This is a genomic window from Glycomyces terrestris (assembly GCF_003933745.1).
In the GTDB taxonomy this organism is placed as follows: Bacteria; Actinomycetota; Actinomycetes; order Mycobacteriales; family Micromonosporaceae; genus Glycomyces; species Glycomyces terrestris.
Map to the genome: position 1 here is coordinate 1,146,238 of NZ_RSEB01000001.1, position 24,411 is coordinate 1,170,648.

Consider the following 24,411-nt stretch of genomic DNA (forward strand, 5'->3'; position numbering starts at 1 on the left):
CGCGCCAGTCGGTCGACGGATGCGGTGCCAGTCGGGCGGCCGATAGCGTTGCGGCACACCCAGCGAGATGGAGAGAAGGCGCGACATGCACGCGATCCGACAGCACGAGTTCGGCGGCCCGGAGGTCCTCGTGTACGAGGAGGTCGCCGACCCCGAGCCCGGCCCCGGCCAGGTCCGCATCGCCAACCGGGCCGCCGGCGTCCACCTGCTCGACACGACCTTCCGCAGCGGGGACGCGAACAGCCCGTACCCGCTGCCGGAGCTGCCGTTCATCCCCGGCCGCGAGGCCGCCGGGGTCGTCGATGCGGTCGGCGAGGGCGTCGACCCGTCGTGGATCGGCAGGCACGTCGTCGCGCACCTCGGCTTCGCCTCGCAGGGGTACGCCGAGAAGGCCGTGCGCGAGGTCGAGTCCGTGCACGAGATCCCCGCGGGCGTCGACTTCGGCGAGGCCGTCGCCATGATCGGCACCGGCCGGACCGCGCTGCTGGTGCTGTCGGTCGGGCCCGTGCAGGCCGACGACGTCGTCGTCGTCCCCGCCGCCGCCGGCGGCCTCGGGACGCTCCTGGTGCAGGCCGCCAAGCACGCCGGCGCGCATGTGATCGGCCTGGCCGGCGGCCCCGACAAGGTGCGGCAGGTGGCCGCGAACGGCGCGGACGCCGCGATCGACTACCGGGCCGCGGACTGGACGGACGTGCTCGACCGGGCCCTGGAGGGCCGCGAGGCGACCCTGTTCTTCGACTCGGTCGGCGGCGCGGTCGGCCGGGCCGTGTTCGAGCGCCTCGGCTTCGGCGCCCGCATGGTCGTCTTCGGCTGGTCCGCGGGCAAGGCCACGGAGGCCACGGTGGAGGAGATCGTCGGCCGCGGCCTGACCGTCTCGGGCGCACTCGGGCCGAAGATCGTCGCGAAGATGGGCGGTCTGCGGGCCCTGGAGGAGCGCTCGCTCGCCGAGCTCGCCGCCGGGCGGCTGCGCCCGGCCGTGCACACGTTCAAGCTCGCCGAAGCCGCCGAGGCCCACCGGGCCCTGGAGAACCGCGGCACCACCGGCAAGGTCGTGCTCGTGCCCTGACGGACGCGGCAGGGGCCCCTCGGCGTACTGCCGAGGGGCCCCTGTCCGCTTGCGCCCCTTTAGGAGGCGGTGACGAGCTCGGCCGGCTCGATGCTCGGGACCGCGGCCTCGGCGTGCGCGCGGGCGAGCGGGATCGAGAGCACCAGGCCCGCCAGGGCGAGGCCGACGCCGACGAGGATCGGGGCGGTCAGGCTCAGGCCGAGCGAGAGCGCGAGACCGCCGAGCCAGGCACCGTTCGCGTTGGCGAGGTTGAAGGCCGCGTGGTGCAGCGAGGACGCCAGCGACGGGGCCTGGTGGGCGCCGTCGAGGAGCAGCCGCTGCATGACCGGGCCGACCAGCGAGGACGAGGTGGCCATGAGCAGGACGCCCGCGACGGCGAGGACCGGGTTGCTCATGGAGAAGTACATCGCCAGGAGGACGGTCGCGATCGAGGCGAACGCGGCGAACAGGCCGTGGATCGGGGCCTTGTCGGCGACGTGGCCGCCGAAGACGTTCCCGAGGGTGAGGCCGATGCCGAAGACCGCGAGGGTGATCGCGATGGCGACGGCGTTCATGCCGGTGACGTCCTCGAGGATCGGCGTCAGGTAGGTGTAGGCGGCGAACATGCCGCCGAAGCCGACCGCGCCGGTCACGAGCGGGAGCACGACGCGCTTGGAGCGGATCGCGCGGATCTCGTCGGCGGCCTTCGTCGGGACGATGACGCCGCGCGTGTCGGGCACGGTGGCCCAGATGGCGGCGGCGGCGACCAGGCCGAGCGCGGCGACGGCCGCGAAGATCCAGCGCCACGAGATCTGGCCGATGAGCAGGGCGCTCACCGGGACGCCGACGATGGTGGCGACGGTGAGGCCGGACATGATGCCGGAGATCGCGCGGGCGCGGCGGTCGTAGGCGACGAGGCTGGCGCCGACGACGGCGGCCGCGCCGAAGAACGCGCCGTGCGGCAGGCCGGCGACGAACCGGGAGCCGAGCAGGAACCCGAAGTCCGGCGCGAGCGCCGTGGCGAGGTTCGCGGCGGCGAAGGCGAGCATGAGGCCGATGAGCAGCGGCTTGCGCGGCAGGCGGGTGGTGGCGACGGTGAGCAGGGGCGCGCCGAGGACGACGCCGACCGCGTAGGCGGAGACGGCGAGGCCGGCCTGGGCGAGCGAGACGCCCTGGGAGGCGGCGACCTGGGGCAGGATGCCCATGATCGCGAACTCGGCGGTGCCGATGCCGAACGCGCCGATGGACATGGCGAAGAGAGGCATGCGCATGGAAAGCAGCTCCGGTGGGATGAGAAGGAGGGTGAGAACGCTGAGGCTGTCACCGGCTGCTTCCTTGCCGTACCGGTCGCTGTCAAGACGGGGAGGCGGGGCCTCCGCATCCAAGCGTAATAACACTCGCCGCACGAGGAAAAGTCCCTGAGGTGAAAAGTCGTGGTGATGTCCGTCGCCGCCGCGTTACGCGGCGGGCGCGGGGGTTTCGGAAGTGACGGGCGCCAATCTCCGGAACGCCGCGGCGGTCGCCGAGTCCGGTTGCGGCACATACATGACCAGGCGCATGCCGGTGCCGGGCACGTCGAGGACCTGGCAGTCGAACTCGAGCGGGCCGACCTCGGGGTGGACGACGCGCTTGGTCGTGGCGCGGCGCGGGGTGACCCGGTGGTCGGCCCACAGCTCCCCGAACTCGGGGCTGGTGCGCAGCAGTTCGTCCACGAGGCCCTTGAGCCGGCGGTCGCCGGGGTTGCGGGCCAGGGAGGCGCGCAGGTCGGCGACGCTGTCGGCGAGGAACCGGCGGGTGGCTGGGTCGGCGAGGCGCGGGGCGGCGTCGCCCTGGAAGTTCGTGCGCAGGATGTTCCGCTGCTCGGGCGCGAGGCCCGAGAGGTAGCCCATGAGCCGCTCGGCCATGGCGTTCCAGGCGATCATGTCGTAGCAGGCGTCGATGACGTACGCGGGGAAGTCGTCGAGCCCGGCGAGGAGGTTCCGGATCGTGGGGGGCGCTTCGCCCACGGAGCCGGCGCACTCCGACTCGGGGAGCTCGTCGACGAGGTGGAACAGGTGGGCGCGCTCGTCGTGGTCGAGCACGAGCGCGCGGGCGAGCGCGCCGAGGACCTGCCGCGACGGCTTGGGGCCGCGGGCCTGCTCCAGCCGGATGTAGTACTCGACGGAGATGCCCGCGAGCTGCGCGACCTCCTGACGGCGCAGCCCGGGGGTGCGCCGGCGCGACCCGCTCGGCAGCCCGACGCCTTCGGGCTTGAGCGCGGCGCGGCGGGTGCGGAGGAAGTCGGCGAGCTGCTGGCGGTCCATGCGTCCCATCCTCCCCCGGTTCGGGCCCGGCAGCCAGGTACCGGATGTACCACCATAAGGAGTGCTCTTTGCAGCGGCGCGGATCGGGCGCAGGCTCGGGGGCATGGAACAGAGGACGGCGCTCGTCACGGGCGCGAACAAGGGAATCGGATTCGAGATCGCCAGGGGCCTGGGCGCGAAGGGCGTCAAGGTCTGGGCGGCGGCCCGCTCGGTCGAGCTGGGCGAGGCCGCGGCCGCCAGGCTGCGGGAGGAGGGCGCCGACGCCGAGTTCGTGCGCCTCGACGTCACGGATGAGGACTCGGTCGCGGCGGCGGTCGAGCAGGTCGGCAGCCTCGACATCCTGGTGAACAACGCCGGGATCGCGCTCGCCGACGGCGGCTGGAACACCAGCGAGCTGACCGTGGCCACAGCCCGGAAGGTGTTCGAGACCAACGTGATCGGGGTGGTCTCGGTGACGAACGCGTTCCTGCCGCTGCTGCGCGAGTCGCCGGCGCCGCGGATCGTGAACGTCTCCAGCGAGGTCGGCTCGTTCGGGTTCATGACCGGCGACCACGAGTTCGCGCAGATGCAGGGCGGCGCGTACGGCGCGTCCAAGTCGGCCCTGAACATGCTGACGGTCTCCTACGCCAAGGAGTTCAAGGACGGCCCGGTCAAGGTCAACGCCATGACCCCCGGCTACACGAAGACCGACCTGAACCACAACCAGGGCTGGCGCGACCCCGAGACCTCCGCCAAGGTCGCGATCGACCTCGCCCTGGCGGGCGACGACGGCCCCAACGGCGGCTTCTTCCAGGAGGGCCTCGAATACCACGCGGACACCACCGTCCCCTGGTAGCGCCGCCCCTGGTAGCGGCGGTAGCCGACGGACCGGCCCGGAGCACAGCGCTCCGGGCCGGTCGCGGTCTAGAAGCCGGTGCGGCCCGGGCCCTGGCCGTCCTTCGGGAGGTATTGGGAGAGGATCGCGTCGACGTCGATCTTGTCGCCCAGGAGGCGGCGGGCCATTTCGGCCGATTTGAGGGCGTAGGCGTCGCGGGCCTGGCGGATGAGGGCGACCATCGCGGGGCCGAGGGACTGGCGGTAGCGCATGGCCGCCTCGTTCACGACGATCGCGTCCACCTTGCCGTTCGGGTCGAGGCGGACGGTGAGGAGGCCGTCCTCGGAGACGACCTCGACGGCGTCGGCGCCGAGCTCGGCGCTGACCTCCTTGTACTTCTCGAGCGTGGCCTCGGCCTCGGAGCGCATGCGCTCGAACTCGGCCATGATCTGCTCGGGCGTGGGACGGTCGCTCACCGCTGCCCCTCCTCGCGCTCGGCGGCGAACAGGCCGGCCAGCGACTGGCGGATGGCCTCGGACAGCTGCCGGTCGGCCTCGTCGGTCGCGGTCTTGACGGTGGCGGCGGTGAGCTCGCCGAGTTCGAGGCCGCTGAGCTCGAACGCGTTCATGCGCAGGTCGATGATCCTGACGTCGCCGCCGGGGCCGGCCACGACCCGGACGGCGCCGTCCTCGGACACCGCCTCCGCCTCGGTCTCGGCCGCGAGCCGCTGGGCCTCGGCCACTCTGTTCTGCATGTCGCCGTACATGGTCGGCGCTCCTTTCTTCTGGGCCGGGGTCAGTTCCAGTACGCGAGCCGCTTCGCGGGATCGCCCATCCACTCGGGCCGGAACTCCTCGGGTTCGAGGCGCAGGCGCGCGTCCTCGCGGACGATCTCGCCGCCGTCCCGGTGGGCGTACAGATGGGCTTCGGCGCGGACGGCGGTCGCCTCGCCGTCGGCGACGACGAGTTCGAGTCGCGCGGCCGCGCCGGCGGCCTCGAACTCCAGGACGTGGGCGCCCGGGCGCAGCGGATGCCACCAGTTGCCCCACGTCGCCGGGACCTCGAGGCCGTCGAGGCGCACGCGCGGCGGCTCGGCCCGCAGGGCGGCGAGGGCGGTGTCGCGGACGGTGACGCCGTCGCCGTCCTTCCACAGGTGCCGGTGGGCCGTCGCGCGCAGCAGCAGCGCCCCGTACCCGGGCGCGAGCTCGGGGAGGGACTCGGGGCGGTCGCCGACGAGCGCGGGCCGGTCGGGGACCTCGGGTCCGTCCCACGGGTAGCGGACCGGGCGAGAGAGCGCCGCGGCCTGGCGTTCGAGCCGGAGCGCGGCGAGTCGGGCGCGCTCGCGCCGGCGCCACGGCGCGAACGGCACCAGGCCGAGGATCACGACCGCGAGGACGACGAGGACGACCCGGCTGGCGGTGCCGTCGAACGCGAACGCGTTCACGGCCCCGAACGGCAGCCCGCACACGAGCACGGTGAGGACCGCCCACTCGTACAGGTACACGCGGGAGGCCGGCGGCAGCGCGTCCACCGCCTCGGGTCCGAAGCGGACGGTGCGCCGGTCGGCCTCCTCGCGCCACACCAGGACCGCGGTCGCGCCGTCCTCGACGGCGACGACGACCGGGCTGGTCGCGGCGCCGCTCTGGACGTCGACGGCGTGCGGCCCGGCGGGGAGGACGACGAAGACGGTGCCGTCGCCGACCGCGACCGGGACCTCGTCGACGGCGGCCACGGGCATGGTCGCGGCCGCGTCGACGACGAGTTCGAGCACGCCCGACCCCGCGGGCGGGACCGGCCGGGTCAGGGACACGTCGAGCGGGGACGGGAGCGCCTCGATCGCGGCGTCCCGGTGGAGCAGGGGCTTCGAGCGCACGGGCCGGCCCAGGGCGTCCGCGTAGTCGCCGCGGCTGCGCCGGTACGACTCCGCGAGGTTCCTCGGGATGGCCTTGCGGTCGATGCCCTCCACTACTTGCCCCCGGCGACCTTGATGTCCTCGGCGGCCTGGATGTCGGCCTCGCGGTAGGCGTTCGCGGTCTCGGTGAAGCGGGTCGCGTTCCCCTCCAGCGCGGGCGAGATCAGGGCGACGTTGGTCGCGAGCTCCTCGCGCTGCTGGTTGTAGCCCTCGACCCAGCCCTGGCAGGCGAGGCCCCAGGTGAAGAAGTCGGTCTCGGTGTCCGAGTTGACCTTCTGCGAGAGCGAGTCGGCGTTCCCCTGGAGGCCCTTGAGCTTCTCGGCGACGCCGTCGAACTCGTCGGGGTCGACGCTCGTGTACGTCGCCATGTCGCCCGACGGGTTCGCGGACGCCGGCGACGGGTTGCCGCGGCCGGGCGCGCCGGTGCTCTGGATGCCGCCCTGCCAGTTCGCGATGAGCCCGCCGGCCCAGCGCATCATGTCGCCGGAGGCCTGCACGAACGTCGAGCGGAGGATCTCCCCGCCGATGTGCGCGAGCTGCTTGCCGGTGAACTGCGCGAGCGAGACGCGCAGGAACATGGTGGCGGTGTCGATCGCGGACTTCTGGGTGACCCACATGAGGAACGTCGCGATCGAGCTGCCCGCGCTCACCCACGCCGAGGCGAGGGCGACGAGGCCGTAGATGATGACCTGCTCGATGAGCGCCGACAGGAGGGCCTTGATGAGCTCGTAGACGGCCTTCGACAGCATCTGCGCCATGCCGATGTGCGACTCGATGTGCGAGATCGCGGTGGCGATGCCGCCGAGCGCCGCGGCCATGCCGTTGACCTTGTCCTTGGCGAGGTCGGTCGTCGGCGAATCGGAGGTCTTCAGCGCGTCCTGCCAGGCGGCGTCGACCTCGTCCTGCATGGCGATGAGCACGTCCTTGAACTGGCGCCACCGCTCCTGGAGGTCCTGCATCTGGCCGGGGTCGCCCGAGAGCCAGGTGAGCAGCTTGTTCGCCGGCTCGAACAGGTTCAGGACGAAGTCGAGGCCGACGTTGACGAGCATCCCGAGCGGGTTCGTGAAGGCGGCGTACGCCTCCAGGCCGAGGCTGGCGATGTCGGCGGCGACGGTCGCGGCGGCGTTGCCCGCGGTGACCTCCTCCTCCTCGATGGCCCGCTGGATGACGCCGGCGCTGTTGAGGACCTGTTTGACACCGGGGGTCGACTCGCCCGCCTTGGTCCAGTTGCCCTTCTGGGAAGGGTCGTCGTAGGTCGTGATGTCGGACGGGTCATCCGCCATTGAGGCTCCCGGGTCGTCGGAGGGACTGTGCGGTTTCCGACCATAACGGATTGCGGCAATCGCGGAAAGAGCTCCGAATACGCGGAGGGCCCCGCGCGGCGCGGGGCCTCCGCAGTGCGGCGGTCGGTAGGGCAGGCAGGACTTGAACCCGCGACCCAGGGATTATGAGTCCCCTGCTCTAACCAGCTGAGCTACTGCCCCGAGCGGGCAATATCCTCTCACACCCCGTGTCGGCGCGGTGGCCCCAGGGCACCGGGGCCGGTCCGGCGGGGGTGCGGCGGCGGGGCGAAACGCCATCCGGTGTTCACTGGTGCCGAACCGGACCGAAACGGCCGGATGGCACGGAGGGGGAGGCCATGGCGGCGCGGCGGTAACATTCGCGCCACATTTGCAACGGTTCTATAACGACAGGTGCTGTTGTTAGCCAGGTCTCTTTAAGATCCGACTCACTCCCGCCGTTCCGTGTTTCTCGAACATTGCACACGCGGCGGGTTCCGACGCCCGAAACCTCCCGAGGGGGCCCATTGAGACGACCATTGATGCTGCTGTCGGCTGCGCTGGCCGGCCTGTTGCTGTGTCTGGGGGTGAGCAGCAGCGCGACGGCGCAGGAGGCGCTCGGCGTCCACGGCACGCTCGACGACCAGCAGGACCAGCCCGTGGCGGGCGTGTCGATCACCGTCACCGACGCCGCCGGCACCGAGATCGCGACCGTCGTCACGGCCGAGGACGGCACCTGGGCCGTCCCGCTGGAGGCCGAGGGCGACTACGTCGTCGTCCTCGACGAGTCGACCCTGCCCGAGGGCCTCGTCGTGCGCAACTGCAAACCGCGGCTGGAAGTCGAGATCACCTCCGACCGGACCGCGCTGTTCCCGCTCGACGCCCAGACCGACGGCTGCACGCCCGGCGAGAGCCCGACGGCCGGCGGCGAGTCGCCGTCCTCCGACGCCGGCGAGGAGCCCGGCGGGGAGCCGTCCTCCGAGTCCGAGGACGAGGCGGCCGAGGACGCGGCCGCCGACGAGGTCAGCGAGGTCGAAGGCGAGGGCGGGGCGACCCGCGCCATCAGCCTCCTCGTGTCCGGCCTCCACTTCGGCCTCATGATCGCCCTCGCGGCGGTCGGCCTGTCGATGGTCTTCGGCACCACCGGCCTCACCAACTTCGCCCACGGCGACCTGGTCACCTTCGGCGGCGTCATGGCGCTGCTGTTCAACGTCACGCTCGGCCTGCCGGTGTGGGTCGCGGCGATCGCCGCGGTCGTCCTCGGCGCGGCCTTCGGCTGGGCCCAGGACTGGGGCCTGTGGTCGCCGCTGCGCCGCCGGGGGACCGGCCTGGTCTCGATGATGATCATCTCGATCGGCGTGGCCCTGCTCATCCGCAACGCGACGCTGTTCTTCATCGGCGGCGAGCGGCTGCGCTACAGCGACTACGTGGGGCAGCGCCCCTGGGACTTCGGCTGGCTCGTGGTCACGCCGAAGGAGGTCGTCACCGGCGCCATCGCCCTGGCCGTGTGCATCCTGGTCGGGCTCGCGCTCGTCTACACCAGGCTCGGCAAGGCGACCCGCGCGGTGGCCGACAACCCGTCGCTCGCGGCGTCCACCGGCATCGACGTCAACAAGGTCGTGCGCCTGGTGTGGACCATCGGCGGCGCGCTCGCGGCCATGTCCGGCGTGTTCCTGTCCATCAGCGACGGCGTCAAGTTCGACATGGGCCAGCACCTGCTGCTGCTCGTGTTCGCCGCGGTCGTCCTCGGCGGCCTCGGCACCGCCTTCGGCGCGTTCGTCGGCGCCATGCTCATCGGCGTGTTCGTGCAGATGTCCACGCTCGTGGTCGCGCCCGAGCTCAAGTACGTCGGCGCGCTGGCCGTCCTCATCATCATCATGCTGACCAGGCCCCAGGGCATCCTGGGCCGCCGCGAGAGAATCGGTTAGGGGGCCACGCGATGGATTGGCAGTTCATCTTCAGCCAGGCGCTCACGCAGGCCATCGGACCGACGATGCTCGTGTACGCCCTCGGCGCGATCGGCCTGAACCTCCAGTTCGGGTACACGGGCCTGCTCAACTTCGGCCAGGCGGCGTTCGCCGCCATGGGCGCCTACGGCCTCGCCCTCAGCGTGGTCGCGTGGGGCCTGCCGTTCTGGTGGGGCATCGTCATCGGCCTCGCCGCGGCGTGCGTCATGGCGCTCCTGCTCGGCATCCCGACGCTGCGGCTCAGGGCCGACTACCTCGCGATCGTCACGATCGCGGCCGCGGAGATCGTGCGGCGGCTCGCCCGCGCCACGGTCTGGTCCGACACCACCGGCGGCTCGGACGGCATGCGCGGCTTCTCGGAGCCGTTCTTCGAGCTCATCCCGTGGGACCGCGAGGCGACCTGGACGTTCCTGTTCGTCTCCATGGACGGCGGCCGCCTGGCCGTCGACTTCGGGATCTTCGAGCTCCAGTACTCCTACCGCGACACCTGGATCATGGTCGTGGGCTGGGCGCTGGTCCTGCTCATCACCGGGGTCATGGCCCTGCTCATCCACAGCCCGTGGGGCCGCGTCCTCAAGGGCATCCGCGAGGACGAGGAGGCCGTGCGCAGCCTCGGCAAGAACGTCTTCGCGTACAAGATGCAGGCGCTCGTCATGGGCGGCATCATCGGCGCGGTGGCGGGCTTCCTGTTCGCGCTCAGCCGCGCCAACGTCCAGCCCGACACGTTCACCACGGACTTCACGTTCTACTTCTACGTGGTCCTCATCCTCGGCGGCGCGGCCCGGATCTTCGGTCCCGTGCTCGGCGCGGCCCTGTTCTGGTTCCTGTACAACATCCTGTCGCAGGGGCTCAGCCAGGCGATCCGCGCCGAGGTCATCCCGCCGAGCGTCCTCGATGCGACGCAGGTGGGCCCGCTGGTGTTCCTCCTGCTCGGCCTCGGGATGGTCCTGCTGCTGATCTTCCGGCCGCAGGGGCTCATCGGCAACCGGAAGGAGCTGATGTTCGATGTCCGATAAGGAGAAGGCGGGCAAGGCCGCCGCGACCGCGGCGCTGGCCGGGGTCCCGGCCGAGCCGGGCGCGCCGAAGCAGGACGCGATCCTGTCGGCGACCGGGGTGCGGCGCGCGTTCGGCGGCCTCGTGGCCGTCGACGTCGAGCACCTCGAGGTCCAGCGGGGCACGATCACCGCGCTCATCGGCCCGAACGGCGCGGGGAAGACGACGTTCTTCAACCTGGTCACCGGCTTCGACCGGCCCAGCCGCGGCGAGTGGGACTTCGACGGGCGCGCGGCCCACCGCATGCGCTCGTACCAGGTGGCGCGGGCGGGCATGGTCCGCACGTTCCAGCTGACGAAGGCCCTCACCCGCATGTCGGTGCTCGACAACATGCTCATCGGCGCCGCCGACCAGATCGGCGAGCGCATGTGGGCGGGCCTGGTGCCGGGCGTGTGGAAGAAGCAGGAGGCGGCCAACCGCGAGCGGGCGATGGAGCTCCTCGAGCGGTTCAAGCTCGTCGACAAGCGCGAGCACTACGCGGGCGAGCTCTCGGGCGGCCAGCGCAAGCTGCTGGAGATGGCGCGGGCGCTCATGCTGAACCCGAAGATGATCATGCTCGACGAGCCGATGGCCGGCGTGAACCCGGCGCTGAAGCAGTCGCTGCTGGAGCACATCAAGGACCTGCGCGAGGACGGCATGACCGTCCTGTTCGTGGAGCACGACATGGACATGGTCCACGAGATCGCGGACTGGGTGGCCGTCATGGCGGCCGGGCAGCTCATCACCGAGGGCACTCCGGACCAGATCTCGGCCGACCAGCGGGTCATCGACGCGTACCTGGGCGCCCACCACGACGCGGCACAGCATTAGGAGGCGGCATGAGCGACAACGAGACGAGTGAGGGGATCGGCCCGACCGGCGCCCCCATCGACGAGAGCGTCGAGTCGGCGACCGAGGTGTGCAGCCGCGAAGGGCACCTGGCGGCCTCGGGGAACGCGCTGCTGCGCGCCGACGAGGTCGAGGCCGGGTACATCCCGGGCGTGTCGATCCTGAACGGCACCGACCTGTACGCGAACGAGGGCGAGCTCGTCGGCATCATCGGCCCGAACGGGGCCGGGAAGTCGACGCTGCTCAAGGCCATGTTCGGGCTCGTCGGCATCACCTCCGGGAAGGTCGTGCTGCGCGGCGAGGACATCACCAACCGCAAGGCGCACCAGCTGGTGCCGCTGGGGGTGGGGTTCGTGCCGCAGACGAACAACGTGTTCGCGGCGCTCACGGTCGAGGAGAACCTCGAGATGGGGGTGTTCCTGCGGCCGAAGGCGTTCAAGGAGCGGTTCGACTTCGTGACGGACCTGTTCCCGGTGCTCGGGGACCGGCGCGCGCAGCGGGCCGGGTCGCTCTCGGGCGGCGAGCGGCAGATGGTGGCGATGGGCCGGGCGCTCATGATGGAGCCGTCGGTGCTGCTGCTCGACGAGCCGTCGGCGGGCCTGTCCCCCGCGATGCAGGACGAGGTCTTCTTCAACACGAAGCAGATCAACCAGACCGGCGTCACGGTGGTCATGGTCGAGCAGAACGCGCGGCGGTGCCTCCAGATCTGCGACCGCGGGTACGTCCTGGACCAGGGCCGCAGCGCCTACACCGGTCCCGGCGACGGCCTCATCGACGACCCGAAGGTCGTCGAGCTGTACCTCGGCACCCTCGGGCGCGCGAGCTAGCCGGAACGCGAAGGCGGAGCCCCCGGGACCTCGCGGTCCCGGGGGCTCTCCCGTGCACGGGCCCGGAGCGGGGTGCGGGGCCACGGCGGCGCGGGCGCGGAGCGACGCGTCGGCGCGGAACCCCGTGCGGACACGGGCCCACCGGGACACGGAGGCGCCCCCCGGGTCCTGTGGTCCCGGGGGGCGCCTCCGTGCTCGGATCCCGTCGAGGACTACTCCAGCTCGCCGAAGCGGTACTCGAGGTTCTCGTAGGTGTTGTCGTTCAGGTACTGGTAGATGCCGATCGTGGCGGCGGTGACGTCGCCCTCGGGCGAGAACTCGATCGGGCCGGAGTAGCCCTCGTAGTCGATGTCCGCCGTGTTGTCCTCGGCCAGCAGCTCGTAGCACTCGGTGTAGCCGGTGCACTTGGTGCCGCCGGAGGAGACGTCGACCAGGTTGTTCTTGATGACCTCGGAGTCGACGCTGTCGCCGGCGATCGCGGCGAGCGCGACGAGCGAGGTGGCGTCATAGGACTCGGGGCCGTACGTGAAGTCGGTCAGGTCCGGGTTGATCTCCAGCAGCCGCTCCTGGATGCCCGCGGTGTCCGCGCCCGGGAAGGTGCCCTTGGCGCCCTCCAGGAAGCCCGGGTCGAAGGTCTCGGAGTAGTCGGCCAGGTTGCCGTCCACGAAGTACCACGGGACCTCCTGGGTGCTCAGCCCGCCTTCGGCGAGGGCCGGGCCCAGGTTCACGATCTCGTTGAAGGTGATCAGGACGATCGCGTCGGCGCCGGACGCGGCGACGGCGCTGACCTCGGCCGAGAACTCGGTCGCGGTCGGGTCGTAGATCGTCTTGAGGACCACTTCGCCGCCGAACTCGGTGAAGTTCTGCTCGACCGAGTCGGCCAGGCCGGTGCCGTAGGCGTCCTGGAGCGCCAGGATGGCGATCTTCTCGTGGCCGTCGTTGATGATCGTGTCGGCGAGGACGCGGCCCTGGAGGACGTCCGAGGGCGCGGTGCGGAAGTAGTAGTCGCCGCGCTCGTACGTGGTGAAGTCCGGCGAGGTGTTCGCCGGGGACACCTGGACGATGCCCTCTTCGTAGAGCTTGTCGATGAACTGGAAGGAGACGCCCGACGAGGCCGCCCCGATGACGGCGTGGACGCCCTGCGCGATGAGGGAGTCGGCCGCCGTGGTGGCGATGTCGGTCGAGGTGTCGCCGGAGTCCTCGTGGAACACCTCGACGCAGTTGTCGAGCACGCCCCCGGCCTCGTTGATCTCCTCGATGGCGAGGTCGACGCCGGCGAATTCGGGCGGGCCGAGGAAGGCGAGGGAACCGGTCTGCGGCAGGATCGTGCCGATCTTCAGACCGTCCTCGCTCTCGGTGCATGCGCCACCGGACGCCCCGTCGTCGTCAGAGCCGCAGGCGACCAGCGAGAACGCGGTGACGCCGACGGTTGCCGCGGCGAGCAGTGCTCGGGGAAAGCGAGCCATGGTTTCTCCTATTGAGTGTTCGAGATGGATCCGCACGTGGATATGGAGGTTGACGTGATCCGAGTTACACCCTATGGCAGGCCAGGGGGCGATGCCAGACACCGTGACCACACCCGTTCCTGTTTGTGATGGCTCCGTGACCTTCCTGATCCGGTATTGCAATCGCTTTGCGGGGAAGGGAAGCTCGCGTTTCGGAACTCCCCCGCGCGGGGGAGGCGGTTCGCCCGCGCGCGGGAGGAACGGGAGCGCGGGGACGGCGAGGCTGAAGGCATGACAACGGAACCCACCACCCAGCCCCGCCGCCGCACCGGCCGCGCCGCCGCCCTCGCCGCGTTCCTCTGGTCGCTCCTGGCGCTCCCGATCGGCCTCTGGCAGCTCCTCGACCCCGCCGGCGGGCCCTTCAGCCACGAGCTCTACGACCCCACCTTCCGCCTCCCCGACGCCGTCCCCGCCTGGGCCGGCCCGGCCGCGCTCATCGCCGCCGGCGTCCTCGGCCTCCTCGCGGCCCGCGCCAGGCCCGGGATGTGGCCGCTCACCGCCGGGTACGCGGCCGTGTTCGGCCTGGTGCTCACCACCACCTCGCCCATCGCCTTCGCCGGCTACATCTGCGCCTTCTTCGTCCCGGTGCTCATCGCCGCGGCCCCGGTCCTGCTCGCCCGCGGCGCGATCGGCCGCCTCGTCGCCGCGGCCGCGGTCGCCGCGCTCCTGGTCGTCCTCGGCGTCACCGGCGTCGTCGACTACGCCGCCGTCGGCGCCTTCCTGAAGATGTTCGGCGGCCGCTTCGCCGAGATCAGCCTCTACATGCTCGTGCAGACCTGGATCATCGCCGGCGGCGCGATCTGGACCGCGCTGACGCTCGCCCTGGTCCTGAACGGCCGCGAGGGCCGGCCCGCCCCCGCGTGGCTCGCCCCGGACCGCGCCGCCAGGTGGGGCCGCACCGCCAGCTGGATCGCGTTCGCCTGCGCGCTCCCCTACGGGCTCACCCGCCTGACGTGGCTGACCCCGTGGGCCTGGATCGGCGGCCCCATCGACTCCTCGCTCATCGACCCCGCCACCCGCGTGTGGGGCCTGTGCCTGGGCTTCGCGGCCCTCGGCGGCGGCGTCCTGTGCCTGGGCATGACGTACTCGTGGGGCACGCGCTGGCCGTTCTGGATGCCGGCGGTCAAGGGCCGCCCCGTCCCGCCGAAGGTCGCGATCGTGCCGGCGTCGATCGTGGCCGCGCTGTTCACGTTCGTGTCGGTGCCGTTCGTGACCATGGCGATCCGCCACGACGGGCTCGAACTGGTGTGGGCGTTCCCGTTCTACGTCTGGGGCCCGGCCCTGGGCGCGGCGACGCTCGCCTACGCGATCCGCCGCGGGGTCGTGACCGCCCGCTGAACCGCGCCCGCGCACGGGCCCCGGGACGCCGCGTCCCGGGGCCCGCTTTAGCGTGGGGCATCGGGGTTGACCCGGCGGCGCCCGCTGCCATACTGTTGCTCCCGCAACAGATTCCACTGATTCCTGCAAATTCTTTCAAAGGAAGCAACCACATGCTCGACATCCTGGTCGTCGGCGGCGTCGGCGTCGACACGATCGTGCGGGTCCCGGAGATCGCGATCGGCGAGGGCGACTCCCTCGCCGTGGAGCCGATCCGCGACTACGTGGCGCACACCGGGAACGGGGTCGCCCTCGGCTGCCTCCACCTCGGCCTGTCCACGCGGTTCATCGACTACATCGGCGACGACGAGCAGGGCGCGCTGGTGCGGCGCCACTACGAGGAGCACGGCCTCGACTTCCGGTACCTGGTCTCGGCGAACGGGACCTCCAGGTCGGTGAACCTGGTCGACGCCGGCGGCCGCCGCTACTCCTTCTACGACTACCGGCACGCCCCCGAGCTGCGCATGCCCGCGTCGTTCTTCGGACCCCATGTGGCCGAGGCGAAGCACGTGCACGTGTCGATCCCGAACCACACCCGCGACGTGCTCGCCGCGATCCCCGAGGGCGTCACGGTCTCGACCGACCTGCACGGCTGGGACGGCGAGGCCGAGCACCAGAAGGACTTCGCGCGCCGCGCCGACCTGGTGACCCTCTCGGCCGCGCGCCTGGGCGGGGAGCCGGAGAAGGCGATGCGCTGGATCGTCGACAACGGCCGCGCCGCGGTGGTCGTCGCGACCGACGGCGAGGACGGCGGCTACGTCCTCGAGCGCGGCGGCGCGGTCGAGCGGTACCGCGCGATCGACCCGGTCGCCGAGCTCGGCGGCGTCTCGCCCGAGTGGGCCTCCTGGGCGCCGGTCGACTCGAACGGCGCGGGCGACGCGTTCACCTCGGGCCTGCTGTGGGCCCGCGGGCAGGGTCACGACTTCGCGACCGCCCTGGACGCGGGCCGGATCGCGGGCGCCTACGCGTGCCGCACCGAGGGCACGAGCACGTCGCTGATCTCCGAGGAGCTCATGACCGCGAGCCTCGCGGCGCTGCGGTGAGCTGGTGAGCGGCGGGCGGCCGCCGGCCCGCGCGGGCCGGCGGCCGCCCGCGCTACTGCTGCTCGGGCCCGCGGTTGGCGGTCATGGCCTTGGCGCGGGCGATGACGTCGTCGAACGGGGAGGGCTCGGCCGGGGTCGGGCGGACCGCGTCGCGGTGCTCGGGCTGGACCACGAGCATGAACAGGCAGCCGACGGCGGCGGCCACGACGGGCGCGCCGAGTCCGATCTCGGCGGCGGGCCACTCCCCGGCGTGCACGCCGGTCGCGATCAGGAACGCCGCCCACACCGGGACCGACCAGGCGCCCGCGAGGACGACGAGGTCGCGGCGGCGGCGCAGCTCGGGCCGGACGAGCCAGACCAGGACGTCGAGCCAGGCGCCCGCGAGGAGGAGGATCCACACGTACGCGCCGTTCTCGAAGCCGGAGAAGGCCCCGGCCATGATGGCCGGGTAGGCGAACACGACGGTGAAGAACCCGAGCGGCAGCCGGAAGCGGCCGGTCGCGAAGACCGCCAGCGCGAGCACCATGACGGTGGTGAACACGATCCCGGCGACGGGCCCGCTGTCGAAGCCGAGGCGGCCGGAGAGGCCGGCGCCGGTCGCGGCGGGGGTGCCGGTGAACGGCACCAGGTAGTTCAGGAACAGGACGAGGGTGGCGGCGAGGAAGCCGAGGGAGAGCGCGGGCGCGGCGAGGCGGGCCTCGACGGGGATCGGCTCGGGTTCGACGGCGAGGGTCTCGCGCCGCCAGGCCGAGAGCCAGGGCGCGAGGGTGATGAGGACGCCGGCGGCGGCGAGGCCGAGGTGCGACGGGCTGAAGAAGATGTCGAGGTTCGTCTCGATGCCGAGCAGCTCGTGCCAGATCATGTCGGCCACGCCGGAGGCGAGGAAGAGCGGCACGCCGACGATCGCGGGCCCGTAGCCGTGGGGGACGGCGGCCATGCCGGTGCGGCCCTCGGTGCGGTGGGCGCGCACGAGCATCCAGGCGATCCAGGCGGCGGTGGCGGCGAAGCCGGTGTAGAAGGCCAGGTGCCACCACGTGAAGAAGGACTCGGCCCAGCCGCGGGCGTGGGCGTTGACGTCGAGGACGAGCCCGCCGATGAACCACGCCGAGAACGCGGCGGTGGTGAGGTCCTGCCACCAGGAGGCGAAGACGCGGGGCTGCCGGGAGTCGGCCAAGAGGTGCATCTTGTACTCCAGCAATCGGTCAAGGGGGGTGATGGCCATGAGGTCATCATGGCCCACCGCGACCAGCGGCGCAATCGGCCGCGGGCCGGTGGTCAGACGAAGCGCACCAGGAAGAGCTTCGGCCAGTGCTTGCCGGTGACGTAGAAGGCGCCGTCCTCCGCGGCGGCGATGCCGTTGAGGACGTCGGCGCCCGCGGACTCCTCCGGGGAGAGGAGGCCGGCGGCGTCGACGACGGCGCCGACCTCGCCGGTGGCGGGGTCGATGCGGACGATCTGGTCGGTCTGCCAGAGGTTGGCCCAGACCTGGCCGTCGACGCACTCGAGCTCGTTGATGGAGAACACGGGCTCGCCTTCGAGGGTGACCTCGACGGTGCCGGTCGCGGCGAAGGTGTCCGGGTCGCGGAAGGTCAGTGTGGACGATCCGTCGCTCATGACGAGCCGGTCGCCGTCGGCGCAGATGCCCCAGCCCTCGCCCTCGTACTCGGCGGTCGCGACGACGTCGAGGGTGGCGGGGTCGCGCTGGTAGGCGCGGTGCTCCTGCCAGGTGATCTGCCAGACCGCGTCTCCGGTGAGGGTGAGCCCTTCGGCGAAGTCCTCGGCGGGGAGGTCCTGGGAGGCGAGCACCTCGCCGGTGGCGGGGTCGGTGGCGCGCACGTCGGACTCGCCGTAGAGGCCGGCGCTCTCGTACAGGACGGTGCCGTGCTCGGGGTGCTCGCCGAGTTCGAGGCCCTGCGTGAACGCGCCGGGGTCGTGGTCGTAGGACTCGATGACCTCGACGGTGAGCTCCTCGACGGTGCTCTCCTCGACGGCGGCGTCCTCGGGGACGGTGACGCTCTCGTCGGCGGCCGCGTCGCCGCTGGAGCAGGCGGCGAGGGCGAGGAGTCCCGCGGCCGTGAACGCGAGGCCGTGCCGGGCCGCCCGCTTCTCATCGAACATTGAACTCGTCTCCAGGTGGTTCAGGGGTGATGCCTCGTACCGTATCGGTCATGGCAAACGAGGACAAGAGGTGAATCGAAGCGTTTGCCGCGCATCGGGGGAGACGGGGCCTGTTGCGCTCGGGGGGGCGGCCCGCGGACCGCGTTCAGCCCTTCGGGCGCCAGCGGGCGACGGTCGCCGAGACGGTCACGTCGACGCGCTCGGGCAGGGCGGCCACGGCCGCGTCCAGCTCGGCCGCGCCGTGGTGGCGGGCGCTCGGCCCCATCCCCACGAGCCGGCGGACCGCCTCGCGTCCCAAGCCGATCGAATAGGAGATCTCGTCGGCCCGCTCGGCCTCGAACGCCGAGCCGAGCTGGTCGGCGGTCCGCTGCGGTTTGGCGGGGTCGACGCTCAGCAAGTCCAGGGCGTCGACGAGTTCGCGCAGGTGGTCCCGCCGGGGGGTCAGGACCACCAGGACGCCCTCCGGGTGGAGGACGCGCGCGATCTCGTCGGCGTTCCGGGGGGCGAAGACGTTCAGCACCGCGGCGGCGGCGCCGTCGCGCACCGGGAGCCGGTTCCACGCGTCGGCGAGCACCGCGGCGAGTCGCGCCTGAGTTCCGGCGGCTCGCCGCGGTTCCCCGTCTCCGGGGAGGAGGTCCGCGGGGACGGTGCGCTTGGCGCAGCGCCGCAGGGCGTACTTCGAGGTGTCGAGGCCGACGCCTTCGCGCGCGGGGTCCAGGGCGAGGGCCGCGGCGAGGTAGTGGCCGGTGCCGCAGCCGGGCTCGACGACGACGCCGGGGGCGTCGGCGGCCGAGGCCGCGGCGACCGCCCGGAGGAGCGGGTCGTAGGCGCCGGAGGAGAGGAAGTCCTCGCGGGCGGCGACCTGGTCGGCGGTGTCGCCGGTGGTCGCGTTCGAGCCGGGCGCGAGCAGCGGCGCGTAGCCCTGCTTGGCGAGGTCGAAGGAGTGCCCGCCGGGGCAGGAGAGGCGCCGGTCGGCCTGGTCGAGGCCCTGGCCGCAGTTGGGGCAGGCGAGCGCGGCGAGCGCGGGCAGCGTCACGCGGCGGCCTCGGGGTCGACGAGGCGGAGGAAGGCGCGGAAGGACGCGGGCATGTCGATGCTTTCGGGATCGTGGAGCCACTGGTACTGGAGCCCGTCCATGATCGCGACGACCAGCGGCGCGGCCTCCTCCGGGGTGAGGCCGGAAGGGAGCCGGTCACCCCACCTGCCGCGCAGGGTGGCGGCCATCTGGCGGCGCACGCGCGCGTACCGCTCCCGGAAGTAGGGCTCGGCGGGGTGGTCCTCGGTGACGGACTCGCCGAGGAGGGCCGAGAAGGTGCGGATGATCGCGGGCCGGTGCGCGTTCGCCTCGACCACGCCCACGGTCTGCTCGATCGACATCGGCTCGCCGTCGGCGACCCGGTCGCCGCGGTCCCACTGGTCGCGCATGGTGAGCACCGCGATCAGCAGGTCCTCTTTGGACGGGAAGTAGTGCAGGAGCCCCTGCTGCGTCAGGCCCACCTTCTCGGCGACGGCGGCCAGGCTCGCCCCGCGGTAGCCGCGCTCGGCGATGACCTCCATGGCCGCCCGGACGATCTCCTCGCGGCGGGCCTGCCCGCGGGCGCCGTGGCGGACGCCGTTCGGCCTCGGCGGGTTCGTCATGGCTGGCCCCGATTCTGTCTCGCTGGTCCTCAAGCATAGATAATCACTATTCGGTAACAGCCACTACCGTGTACTCGGTAGTTGTGGCAGACTCAAAGGCCACTCCCTCCCCTCGATCCGCAGAGGAGCCCGAGCGATGGCGCTCGACGCGAACCAGGCCCCGCCGCCCGCACCGCCCCCGCCCCTGGCCCCGGCCCCCGTCCCGGCCCCGCCGAACGGCTTCGTGCTCCGCGCCGCCCTCTCCAACTGGGGCCTGTGGACCGCGCTCCTCACCCCCGGCGTCCTCACCCTCGCGATCCGCGTCCCCGAGATCGCCGGCGACGACTACGAGGCCGCGTACTCGGCCGTCATCTCCACCGGCATCGTCGTCGGGATGCTCGGCAACCCGCTGTGGGGGCGCCTGTCCGACCGCACCCGGACCCGGTTCGGGCGCCGCCGCCCCTGGATCGCCGGCGGCGCGCTCGCCGGGGTCGCCGGGACCGTCGCCGTCGCGTACGCCCCGACCCTGTGGCTGCTCGTGCCCGCATGGGTCCTCGTCCAGGCCGGGTTCAACGCGGCCCTCGCCGCGACCATGGCGATCATCCCCGAGCGCATCCCCGCCGCCGACCAGGGCCGCGCCTCCGGCGCGTTCGGCGCGGCCGTCACCGGCGGGTTCCTCACCGGCTCGGCCATCGCCGCCCTCACGCAGGACGCCACCGTCATGTTCCTGCTCCCGTGCGCGCTCGTCGCCGTCCTCACCGGCGCGTTCGTGCTCGGCCTCCGCGACCCGGCCGTCCATGAACCGCCGAAGCCGTTCTCGCTCAAGGAGTTCGCGAGCACCTTCGCCTTCGACCCGCGCCGCCACCCCCAGTTCGCGTGGGTGTGGCTGACGAAGTTCTGCTTCATCTTCGGGGTCGCCGCGCCCTCGACGTACATGGTGTACTTCGTCGCCGCCCGCCTCGACCTCACCGCCGCCGACGCCGCGGCCCTCGTCGGCCTCGTGTTCGTCGTGAACTTCTCGGTCCAGACCGCCGTCACCCTCGGCACCGGCTGGCTCTCCGACCGCCTCGGCCGCCGCCGTCCCTTCGCCGCCGCCGCGGCGATCCTCGCCGCGGCCGGCCTGCTGCTCATGGCGTTCGCCGACGGCCTCCCGCAGATCCTCGCCGGGCAGGCGTTCCTCACCCTCGCCGGCGGCCTGTTCGCCGCCATGGACGGCGTCCTCGTCTTCCAGACGCTCCCCGACCCCGACGCCCCCGCCAAGGACCTCGGCGTCGCCAACCTCGCCAACGGCCTGCCGGGCGCGATCCTGCCGCCCGTCGCCACCGCCCTGCTCGCGCTGGGCGACACCGAGTACACGCTGCTGTTCGTCCTGTGCGCCGCGGCCGCCCTCGCGGCGCTGCCCGCGCTCGCGCGCGTGACGAGCGTGCGGTGACCCGCCCCGCGCCGCCGGCACGAGCCGGGTCCGGCGGCGCGGCCACAGACGCCCCTGCGAAGGAACCGAGAGAAAGGAAGGGCACGGCCATGACCGACTGGACCGTCCCCGCCGACAGGCCCGAGTACGACGACGCCGTCGAGGCGGCGCTCGCCAAGCTCGACCTCGACACCAAGGCCGACCTGCTGGCCGGCCTCGACATGTGGCGGACCGTCGCCGCGCCCGAGGCGGGCCTGCGGTCGATGACCGTCTCCGACGGCCCCATCGGCGTGCGCGGGCGCTTCTGGACCGCCGCCGACCCGTCGCTGGCCCTGCCGAGCCCGACCGCGCAGGCGGCCTCGTGGGACCCGGCCCTGGTGCGCCGCATCGGGAACCTGCTGGCGGCCGAGGCCCGCCGCAAGGACGTCGACGTGCTCCTGGCCCCGACGATCAACCTGCACCGCTCCCCGCTCGGCGGGCGCCACTTCGAGGCGTTCAGCGAGGACCCGTACCTGACCGGGCGCATCGCCGAGGCGTACGTCGCGGGAGTCCAGGAGCAGGGCGTCGGCACCACCATGAAGCACTACGTCGCCAACGACGCCGAGACCGACCGGTTCACCGTCGACAACGTCATCGGCGAGCGGACCCTCCGCGAGCTGTACCTGCGCCCCTTCGAGATGGTGGCCGCGGCCGTCAACCCGTGGGGCGTCATGACCGCGTACAACTCCGTCAACGGCACCACCATGACCGCGCACCGGGAGCTCATGGAGGTCCTGCGCGGCGAGTTCGGCTTCGACGGGTTCAACGTCTCCGACTGGGGCGCCGCCCGCCACACCGTCGAGGCCGCCGAGGCCGGCCTCGACCTCGCGATGCCCGGGCCGTTCACCGTGTTCGGCAGGCACCTCGCCGACGCCGTGCGCGAGGGGCGCACCACCGAGGCCGCCGTGGACGCGAACGTCCGCCGCATCCTCAAGCTCGCCGCCCGCGTCGGCGCCCTCGACGGCGTCGAGGCCGCCGTCGCCGGCCGCGCCGCCGCGATCGCGGACCCCGACGCGCTCCTGCGCGAGATCGCGCGCCGCTCCTTCGTCCTCGCCAAGAACGACGCCCCCGCCGGCGGCGGCGCCGCCGTCCTGCCGCTCGACCCGGACGCGACCGGGACCGTCGCGCTCATCGGCCCGGCCGCCCGCGACGCCCGCGTCCTCGGCGGCGGCTCCGCGACGGTCTTCCCGCCGCACGTGGTCTCCCCGCTCGACGGCCTCACCGCCCGGCTCGGCGACCGCGTCGTCTACGCCCAGGGCGTCGACCTGTTCGAGCAGATCGAGGCCGCCGGCCGCGGCTTCGAGCTCACCGTGCGGCCCGTCGCGAAGGACGGCACCGAGCTGCCGGCCGAGCCGCTCGCGAACGGCGACGTCAAGTGGATGGGGTACGTGCCCGGCATGACCCCCGACGAGTTCGGCCACGCCGTCCTCGAAGGCCGATACACCGCGACCAAGGCCGGCGAGCACGTCTTCGGCACCCGCGGCTACGGGCACCACCGGCTCGTCATCGACGGCGAGGTCGTCTTCGACGACGACCACCAGTACGCCGGCGACGACCCCTTCGAGGCGTTCTTCGGCCCCGGCGTCGAGCGGACCCGGATCCGGCTCGACGCGGGCCAGGTGCTCCAGATCCGGCTCGAGTTCGCGCCGTTCGACTTCCCGCCCGGCTTCCCGCCCTCGGTCCTGTTCGGGCTCATGCACACCGAGCCGCGGCCCGACGAGCAGGCCCTGATCGAGGAGGCCGTCGCCGCCGCGCGCGCCGCCGACACGGCCGTCGTCGTCGTCTCCACCACCGCGCTCACCGAGTCCGAGGGCTTCGACCGCCGCGACCTGCGCCTGCCCGGACGCCAGGACGAACTCGTCGCGGCCGTCGCCGCCGCCAACCCGAACACGGTCGTCGTCGTCAACACCGGCTCCCCGGTCGAGATGCCGTGGGCCGGCGCCGTCGCCGGCATCCTCCTGACCTGGTTCCCCGGCCAGGAGGGCGGCAACGCCCTCGCCGAGGTCCTCCTCGGCGCCGAACCCGGCGGGCGCCTGACGACCACCTGGCCGAAGACCCTCGCCGACGCCCCCGTCACGCAGGTCGTCCCCGACGAGGCCGGGCGGCTCCACTACGACGAGGGCGTCTTCATCGGCTACCGCGCCTGGCAGCGCCGCGGCACCGTCGAACCGGCCTTCTGGTTCGGCCACGGCCTGTCCTACACCGAGTGGGCCTACGAGTCCCTCGAGGTCGCCGGCCGCGAGGCCCGCGTCAGGGTCCGGAACACCGGCGCGGTCACCGGCCGCGACGTGGTCCAGCTGTACCTGTCCCCCGACCCCGCCGCCGACGTCCCGGGCGGCATCGAGCCGGTCCGCCTGGCCGGCTTCGCGGCCGTCGAGGCGGGCCCCGGCGAGGAGGTCGAGGTGGTCCTCGCGGTCGACGACCGCGCGTTCCAGTACTGGAACGAGGAGGACCGCGCCTGGCGGACCGTCCCGGGCGCCTGGACGGCGAAGGCCGGCCGGAACGTGAACGACCTCCCGCTCACCGCGGCGATCGAAGCCTGATCCGAGGGAGCGCGCGAGGGCCGGGATCTGGGGATCCCGGCCCTCGCCGCATGTCGCTCGTTCAAGGAATTCAGAAGCCGGGCGCGTCCTCCCGGATGGCGCGGTCGCTGCGCGCCGGGGTGGTCACCCCGGCGGAGTCCCAGGGCTCGGCCTTCGGGGGCTCGTCGGCACTGGTCGTGAAGTTCTCGATGATCTCGCCGAACTTCGTGTCCTTGATCTTGTCCTGCGCCGCGTTGACCGCCTTGCCCGCCTGCGTGCGGACCGACGTCGCCACCTGCTGCACCTTGTCATTGCCGGTCACCCGGCGCGTGTAGTCCATGATCTGGTCGTACCGCTCCCGGCCGGCCTTCGCCCCCAGGACGTACCCGACCGCGAACCCGGCTACGAGATACCACTTCCGCATGTTTGCCTCCCCCGGCCGACCCTCGGGCCGGACGCTGCCTCGTCTTCGTGTGCTCTGGAGTTCACTGTGCGTGCGCACACAGCGGCCATTCTGCCGCATCCGTGGATGCCCCGCCCGCCCAAGCGCAAAACGCGCCGCCCGAATCCCCCGCCCGGGGACCCGCGCCACACCTACCCCGGTGGCACCCGCCTTCGCCGCTCCTGTACTCTCGTATCCGGTTCACCGCAAGGTAGGACCCCTTCCCCAATAGCTCAATTGGCAGAGCAGCCGACTGTTAATCGGCAGGTTCTTGGTTCGAGTCCAAGTTGGGGAGCCAAACACCAAGGT

At 72.4% G+C, this 24,411-nt stretch carries 22 protein-coding genes and 2 tRNA genes; 11 read left to right on the forward strand and 13 right to left on the reverse strand.

Annotated features, from left to right (window positions below; translation table 11 throughout):
* The first annotated feature begins 85 nt into the window (after positions 1-85).
* Positions 86-1,066 carry a zinc-binding dehydrogenase gene (locus EIW28_RS05410; protein WP_125246639.1) on the forward strand — a complete coding sequence of 327 codons (981 nt, stop codon included), beginning with the start codon at positions 86-88 and terminating at the stop codon, positions 1,064-1,066.
* A 59-nt stretch (positions 1,067-1,125) separates the two neighbouring features.
* Here EIW28_RS05410 and EIW28_RS05415 read toward each other — a convergent pair whose 3' ends face one another.
* Entirely contained in the window at positions 1,126-2,316 is a 1,191-nt protein-coding gene (locus EIW28_RS05415; protein WP_125246640.1) for an MFS transporter, read from the reverse strand.
* A gap of 186 nt (positions 2,317-2,502) precedes the next feature.
* Entirely contained in the window at positions 2,503-3,348 is an 846-nt protein-coding gene (locus EIW28_RS05420; protein ID WP_197717072.1) for a helix-turn-helix transcriptional regulator, read from the reverse strand.
* A gap of 103 nt (positions 3,349-3,451) precedes the next feature.
* On the opposite strand from EIW28_RS05420, the gene EIW28_RS05425 reads away from it, so the two are divergent.
* Positions 3,452-4,183, forward strand: coding sequence for an SDR family oxidoreductase (locus tag EIW28_RS05425; RefSeq protein WP_125246642.1), 732 nt, complete (start codon positions 3,452-3,454; stop codon positions 4,181-4,183).
* 68 nt (positions 4,184-4,251) lie between these two features.
* Here EIW28_RS05425 and EIW28_RS05430 read toward each other — a convergent pair whose 3' ends face one another.
* From EIW28_RS05430 to EIW28_RS05450, 5 genes are all read right to left on the reverse strand, one after another.
* A complete protein-coding gene (locus tag EIW28_RS05430; protein WP_125246643.1) occupies positions 4,252-4,638 on the reverse strand; it encodes a YbaB/EbfC family nucleoid-associated protein in 387 nt (128 codons plus the stop codon).
* Positions 4,635-4,916 carry a YbaB/EbfC family nucleoid-associated protein gene (locus EIW28_RS05435; RefSeq protein ID WP_158630296.1) on the reverse strand — a complete coding sequence of 94 codons (282 nt, stop codon included), beginning with the start codon at positions 4,914-4,916 and terminating at the stop codon, positions 4,635-4,637. Before EIW28_RS05435 ends, EIW28_RS05430 begins: the two co-directional genes overlap by 4 nt.
* 41 nt (positions 4,917-4,957) lie before the next feature.
* Positions 4,958-6,127 carry a hypothetical protein gene (locus tag EIW28_RS05440; RefSeq protein ID WP_125246645.1) on the reverse strand — a complete coding sequence of 390 codons (1,170 nt, stop codon included), beginning with the start codon at positions 6,125-6,127 and terminating at the stop codon, positions 4,958-4,960.
* Positions 6,127-7,356, reverse strand: coding sequence for a hypothetical protein (locus tag EIW28_RS05445; protein ID WP_125246646.1), 1,230 nt, complete (start codon positions 7,354-7,356; stop codon positions 6,127-6,129). The genes EIW28_RS05440 and EIW28_RS05445 overlap by 1 nt, the downstream gene beginning before the upstream one ends.
* 127 nt (positions 7,357-7,483) lie before the next feature.
* A tRNA-Ile gene (locus EIW28_RS05450) sits at positions 7,484-7,557 on the reverse strand.
* 383 nt (positions 7,558-7,940) lie between these two features.
* On the opposite strand from EIW28_RS05450, the gene EIW28_RS05455 reads away from it, so the two are divergent.
* Genes EIW28_RS05455 through EIW28_RS05470 form a run of 4 tightly spaced genes read left to right on the forward strand, consistent with a single transcriptional unit; the run spans position 7,941 to position 12,028 of the window.
* Positions 7,941-9,281, forward strand: a complete 1,341-nt coding sequence (locus EIW28_RS05455) for a branched-chain amino acid ABC transporter permease (protein ID WP_158630297.1) — start codon at positions 7,941-7,943, stop codon at positions 9,279-9,281.
* A gap of 11 nt (positions 9,282-9,292) precedes the next feature.
* Positions 9,293-10,336: a branched-chain amino acid ABC transporter permease gene (locus EIW28_RS05460; RefSeq protein ID WP_125246648.1), complete on the forward strand. Its 1,044-nt coding sequence runs from the start codon at positions 9,293-9,295 to the stop codon at positions 10,334-10,336.
* Complete coding sequence (locus EIW28_RS05465) at positions 10,326-11,183, forward strand: ABC transporter ATP-binding protein (RefSeq protein ID WP_125246649.1); 858 nt, start codon at positions 10,326-10,328, stop codon at positions 11,181-11,183. The genes EIW28_RS05460 and EIW28_RS05465 overlap by 11 nt, the downstream gene beginning before the upstream one ends.
* A gap of 8 nt (positions 11,184-11,191) precedes the next feature.
* The gene (locus tag EIW28_RS05470) at positions 11,192-12,028 is read left to right on the forward strand and encodes an ABC transporter ATP-binding protein (protein ID WP_125246650.1); all 837 of its coding nucleotides are present in this window, start codon (positions 11,192-11,194) and stop codon (positions 12,026-12,028) included.
* 212 nt (positions 12,029-12,240) lie between these two features.
* On the opposite strand, the gene EIW28_RS05475 is transcribed toward EIW28_RS05470, so the two are convergent.
* Positions 12,241-13,494 (reverse strand): ABC transporter substrate-binding protein, encoded by a 1,254-nt coding sequence (locus EIW28_RS05475; RefSeq protein ID WP_125246651.1) that lies wholly within the window; start codon positions 13,492-13,494, stop codon positions 12,241-12,243.
* A 270-nt stretch (positions 13,495-13,764) separates the two neighbouring features.
* Between EIW28_RS05475 and EIW28_RS05480 the strand changes: the two genes are divergently transcribed.
* Together EIW28_RS05480 and EIW28_RS05485 are read left to right on the forward strand one after the other, a co-directional pair.
* Entirely contained in the window at positions 13,765-14,871 is a 1,107-nt protein-coding gene (locus EIW28_RS05480) for a hypothetical protein (RefSeq protein ID WP_125246652.1), read from the forward strand.
* A 152-nt stretch (positions 14,872-15,023) separates the two neighbouring features.
* A complete protein-coding gene (locus EIW28_RS05485) occupies positions 15,024-15,953 on the forward strand; it encodes a carbohydrate kinase family protein (protein WP_125246653.1) in 930 nt (309 codons plus the stop codon).
* Positions 15,954-16,005: 52 nt separating this feature from the next.
* Here EIW28_RS05485 and EIW28_RS05490 read toward each other — a convergent pair whose 3' ends face one another.
* The 4 genes from EIW28_RS05490 to EIW28_RS05505 all read right to left on the reverse strand — a co-directional run bounded on the left by EIW28_RS05490 (position 16,006) and on the right by EIW28_RS05505 (position 19,709).
* Positions 16,006-17,175: a hypothetical protein gene (locus tag EIW28_RS05490; protein ID WP_125246654.1), complete on the reverse strand. Its 1,170-nt coding sequence runs from the start codon at positions 17,173-17,175 to the stop codon at positions 16,006-16,008.
* Positions 17,176-17,228: 53 nt separating this feature from the next.
* Positions 17,229-18,071 carry a glutaminyl-peptide cyclotransferase gene (locus EIW28_RS05495; protein ID WP_125246655.1) on the reverse strand — a complete coding sequence of 281 codons (843 nt, stop codon included), beginning with the start codon at positions 18,069-18,071 and terminating at the stop codon, positions 17,229-17,231.
* A 145-nt stretch (positions 18,072-18,216) separates the two neighbouring features.
* Positions 18,217-19,107: a putative RNA methyltransferase gene (locus tag EIW28_RS05500; RefSeq protein WP_125246656.1), complete on the reverse strand. Its 891-nt coding sequence runs from the start codon at positions 19,105-19,107 to the stop codon at positions 18,217-18,219.
* A complete protein-coding gene (locus tag EIW28_RS05505) occupies positions 19,104-19,709 on the reverse strand; it encodes a TetR/AcrR family transcriptional regulator (protein WP_125246657.1) in 606 nt (201 codons plus the stop codon). Before EIW28_RS05505 ends, EIW28_RS05500 begins: the two co-directional genes overlap by 4 nt.
* Positions 19,710-19,845: 136 nt before the next feature.
* Between EIW28_RS05505 and EIW28_RS05510 the strand changes: the two genes are divergently transcribed.
* Both EIW28_RS05510 and EIW28_RS05515 read left to right on the forward strand, forming a co-directional pair.
* Entirely contained in the window at positions 19,846-21,120 is a 1,275-nt protein-coding gene (locus tag EIW28_RS05510; RefSeq protein WP_125246658.1) for an MFS transporter, read from the forward strand.
* Positions 21,121-21,209: 89 nt separating this feature from the next.
* Positions 21,210-23,681, forward strand: coding sequence for a beta-glucosidase H (locus tag EIW28_RS05515; protein ID WP_125246659.1), 2,472 nt, complete (start codon positions 21,210-21,212; stop codon positions 23,679-23,681).
* Between the two features lie 70 nt (positions 23,682-23,751).
* Here EIW28_RS05515 and EIW28_RS05520 read toward each other — a convergent pair whose 3' ends face one another.
* The gene (locus EIW28_RS05520; protein WP_125246660.1) at positions 23,752-24,084 is read right to left on the reverse strand and encodes a YtxH domain-containing protein; all 333 of its coding nucleotides are present in this window, start codon (positions 24,082-24,084) and stop codon (positions 23,752-23,754) included.
* A gap of 240 nt (positions 24,085-24,324) precedes the next feature.
* On the opposite strand from EIW28_RS05520, the gene EIW28_RS05525 reads away from it, so the two are divergent.
* Positions 24,325-24,400: transfer RNA gene (locus tag EIW28_RS05525), tRNA-Asn, on the forward strand.
* Positions 24,401-24,411: the final 11 nt, after the last annotated feature.

What these genes read in the sequence shown, in the direction of transcription:
- EIW28_RS05515 (WP_125246659.1), top strand. Translation starts at nt 21,210, where the DNA reads ATGACCGACTGGACCGTCCCCGCCGACAGGCCCGAGTACGACGACGCC.
- EIW28_RS05520 (WP_125246660.1), bottom strand. Translation starts at nt 24,084, where the DNA reads ATGCGGAAGTGGTATCTCGTAGCCGGGTTCGCGGTCGGGTACGTCCTG.
- EIW28_RS05465 (WP_125246649.1), top strand. Translation starts at nt 10,326, where the DNA reads ATGTCCGATAAGGAGAAGGCGGGCAAGGCCGCCGCGACCGCGGCGCTG.
- EIW28_RS05420 (WP_197717072.1), bottom strand. Translation starts at nt 3,348, where the DNA reads ATGGACCGCCAGCAGCTCGCCGACTTCCTCCGCACCCGCCGCGCCGCG.
- EIW28_RS05480 (WP_125246652.1), top strand. Translation starts at nt 13,765, where the DNA reads ATGACAACGGAACCCACCACCCAGCCCCGCCGCCGCACCGGCCGCGCC.
- EIW28_RS05435 (WP_158630296.1), bottom strand. Translation starts at nt 4,916, where the DNA reads ATGCAGAACAGAGTGGCCGAGGCCCAGCGGCTCGCGGCCGAGACCGAG.
- EIW28_RS05475 (WP_125246651.1), bottom strand. Translation starts at nt 13,494, where the DNA reads ATGGCTCGCTTTCCCCGAGCACTGCTCGCCGCGGCAACCGTCGGCGTC.
- EIW28_RS05485 (WP_125246653.1), top strand. Translation starts at nt 15,024, where the DNA reads ATGCTCGACATCCTGGTCGTCGGCGGCGTCGGCGTCGACACGATCGTG.
- EIW28_RS05410 (WP_125246639.1), top strand. Translation starts at nt 86, where the DNA reads ATGCACGCGATCCGACAGCACGAGTTCGGCGGCCCGGAGGTCCTCGTG.
- EIW28_RS05460 (WP_125246648.1), top strand. Translation starts at nt 9,293, where the DNA reads ATGGATTGGCAGTTCATCTTCAGCCAGGCGCTCACGCAGGCCATCGGA.
- EIW28_RS05495 (WP_125246655.1), bottom strand. Translation starts at nt 18,071, where the DNA reads ATGTTCGATGAGAAGCGGGCGGCCCGGCACGGCCTCGCGTTCACGGCC.
- EIW28_RS05445 (WP_125246646.1), bottom strand. Translation starts at nt 7,356, where the DNA reads ATGGCGGATGACCCGTCCGACATCACGACCTACGACGACCCTTCCCAG.
- EIW28_RS05490 (WP_125246654.1), bottom strand. Translation starts at nt 17,175, where the DNA reads ATGGCCATCACCCCCCTTGACCGATTGCTGGAGTACAAGATGCACCTC.
- EIW28_RS05415 (WP_125246640.1), bottom strand. Translation starts at nt 2,316, where the DNA reads ATGCGCATGCCTCTCTTCGCCATGTCCATCGGCGCGTTCGGCATCGGC.
- EIW28_RS05505 (WP_125246657.1), bottom strand. Translation starts at nt 19,709, where the DNA reads ATGACGAACCCGCCGAGGCCGAACGGCGTCCGCCACGGCGCCCGCGGG.
- EIW28_RS05425 (WP_125246642.1), top strand. Translation starts at nt 3,452, where the DNA reads ATGGAACAGAGGACGGCGCTCGTCACGGGCGCGAACAAGGGAATCGGA.
- EIW28_RS05510 (WP_125246658.1), top strand. Translation starts at nt 19,846, where the DNA reads ATGGCGCTCGACGCGAACCAGGCCCCGCCGCCCGCACCGCCCCCGCCC.
- EIW28_RS05470 (WP_125246650.1), top strand. Translation starts at nt 11,192, where the DNA reads ATGAGCGACAACGAGACGAGTGAGGGGATCGGCCCGACCGGCGCCCCC.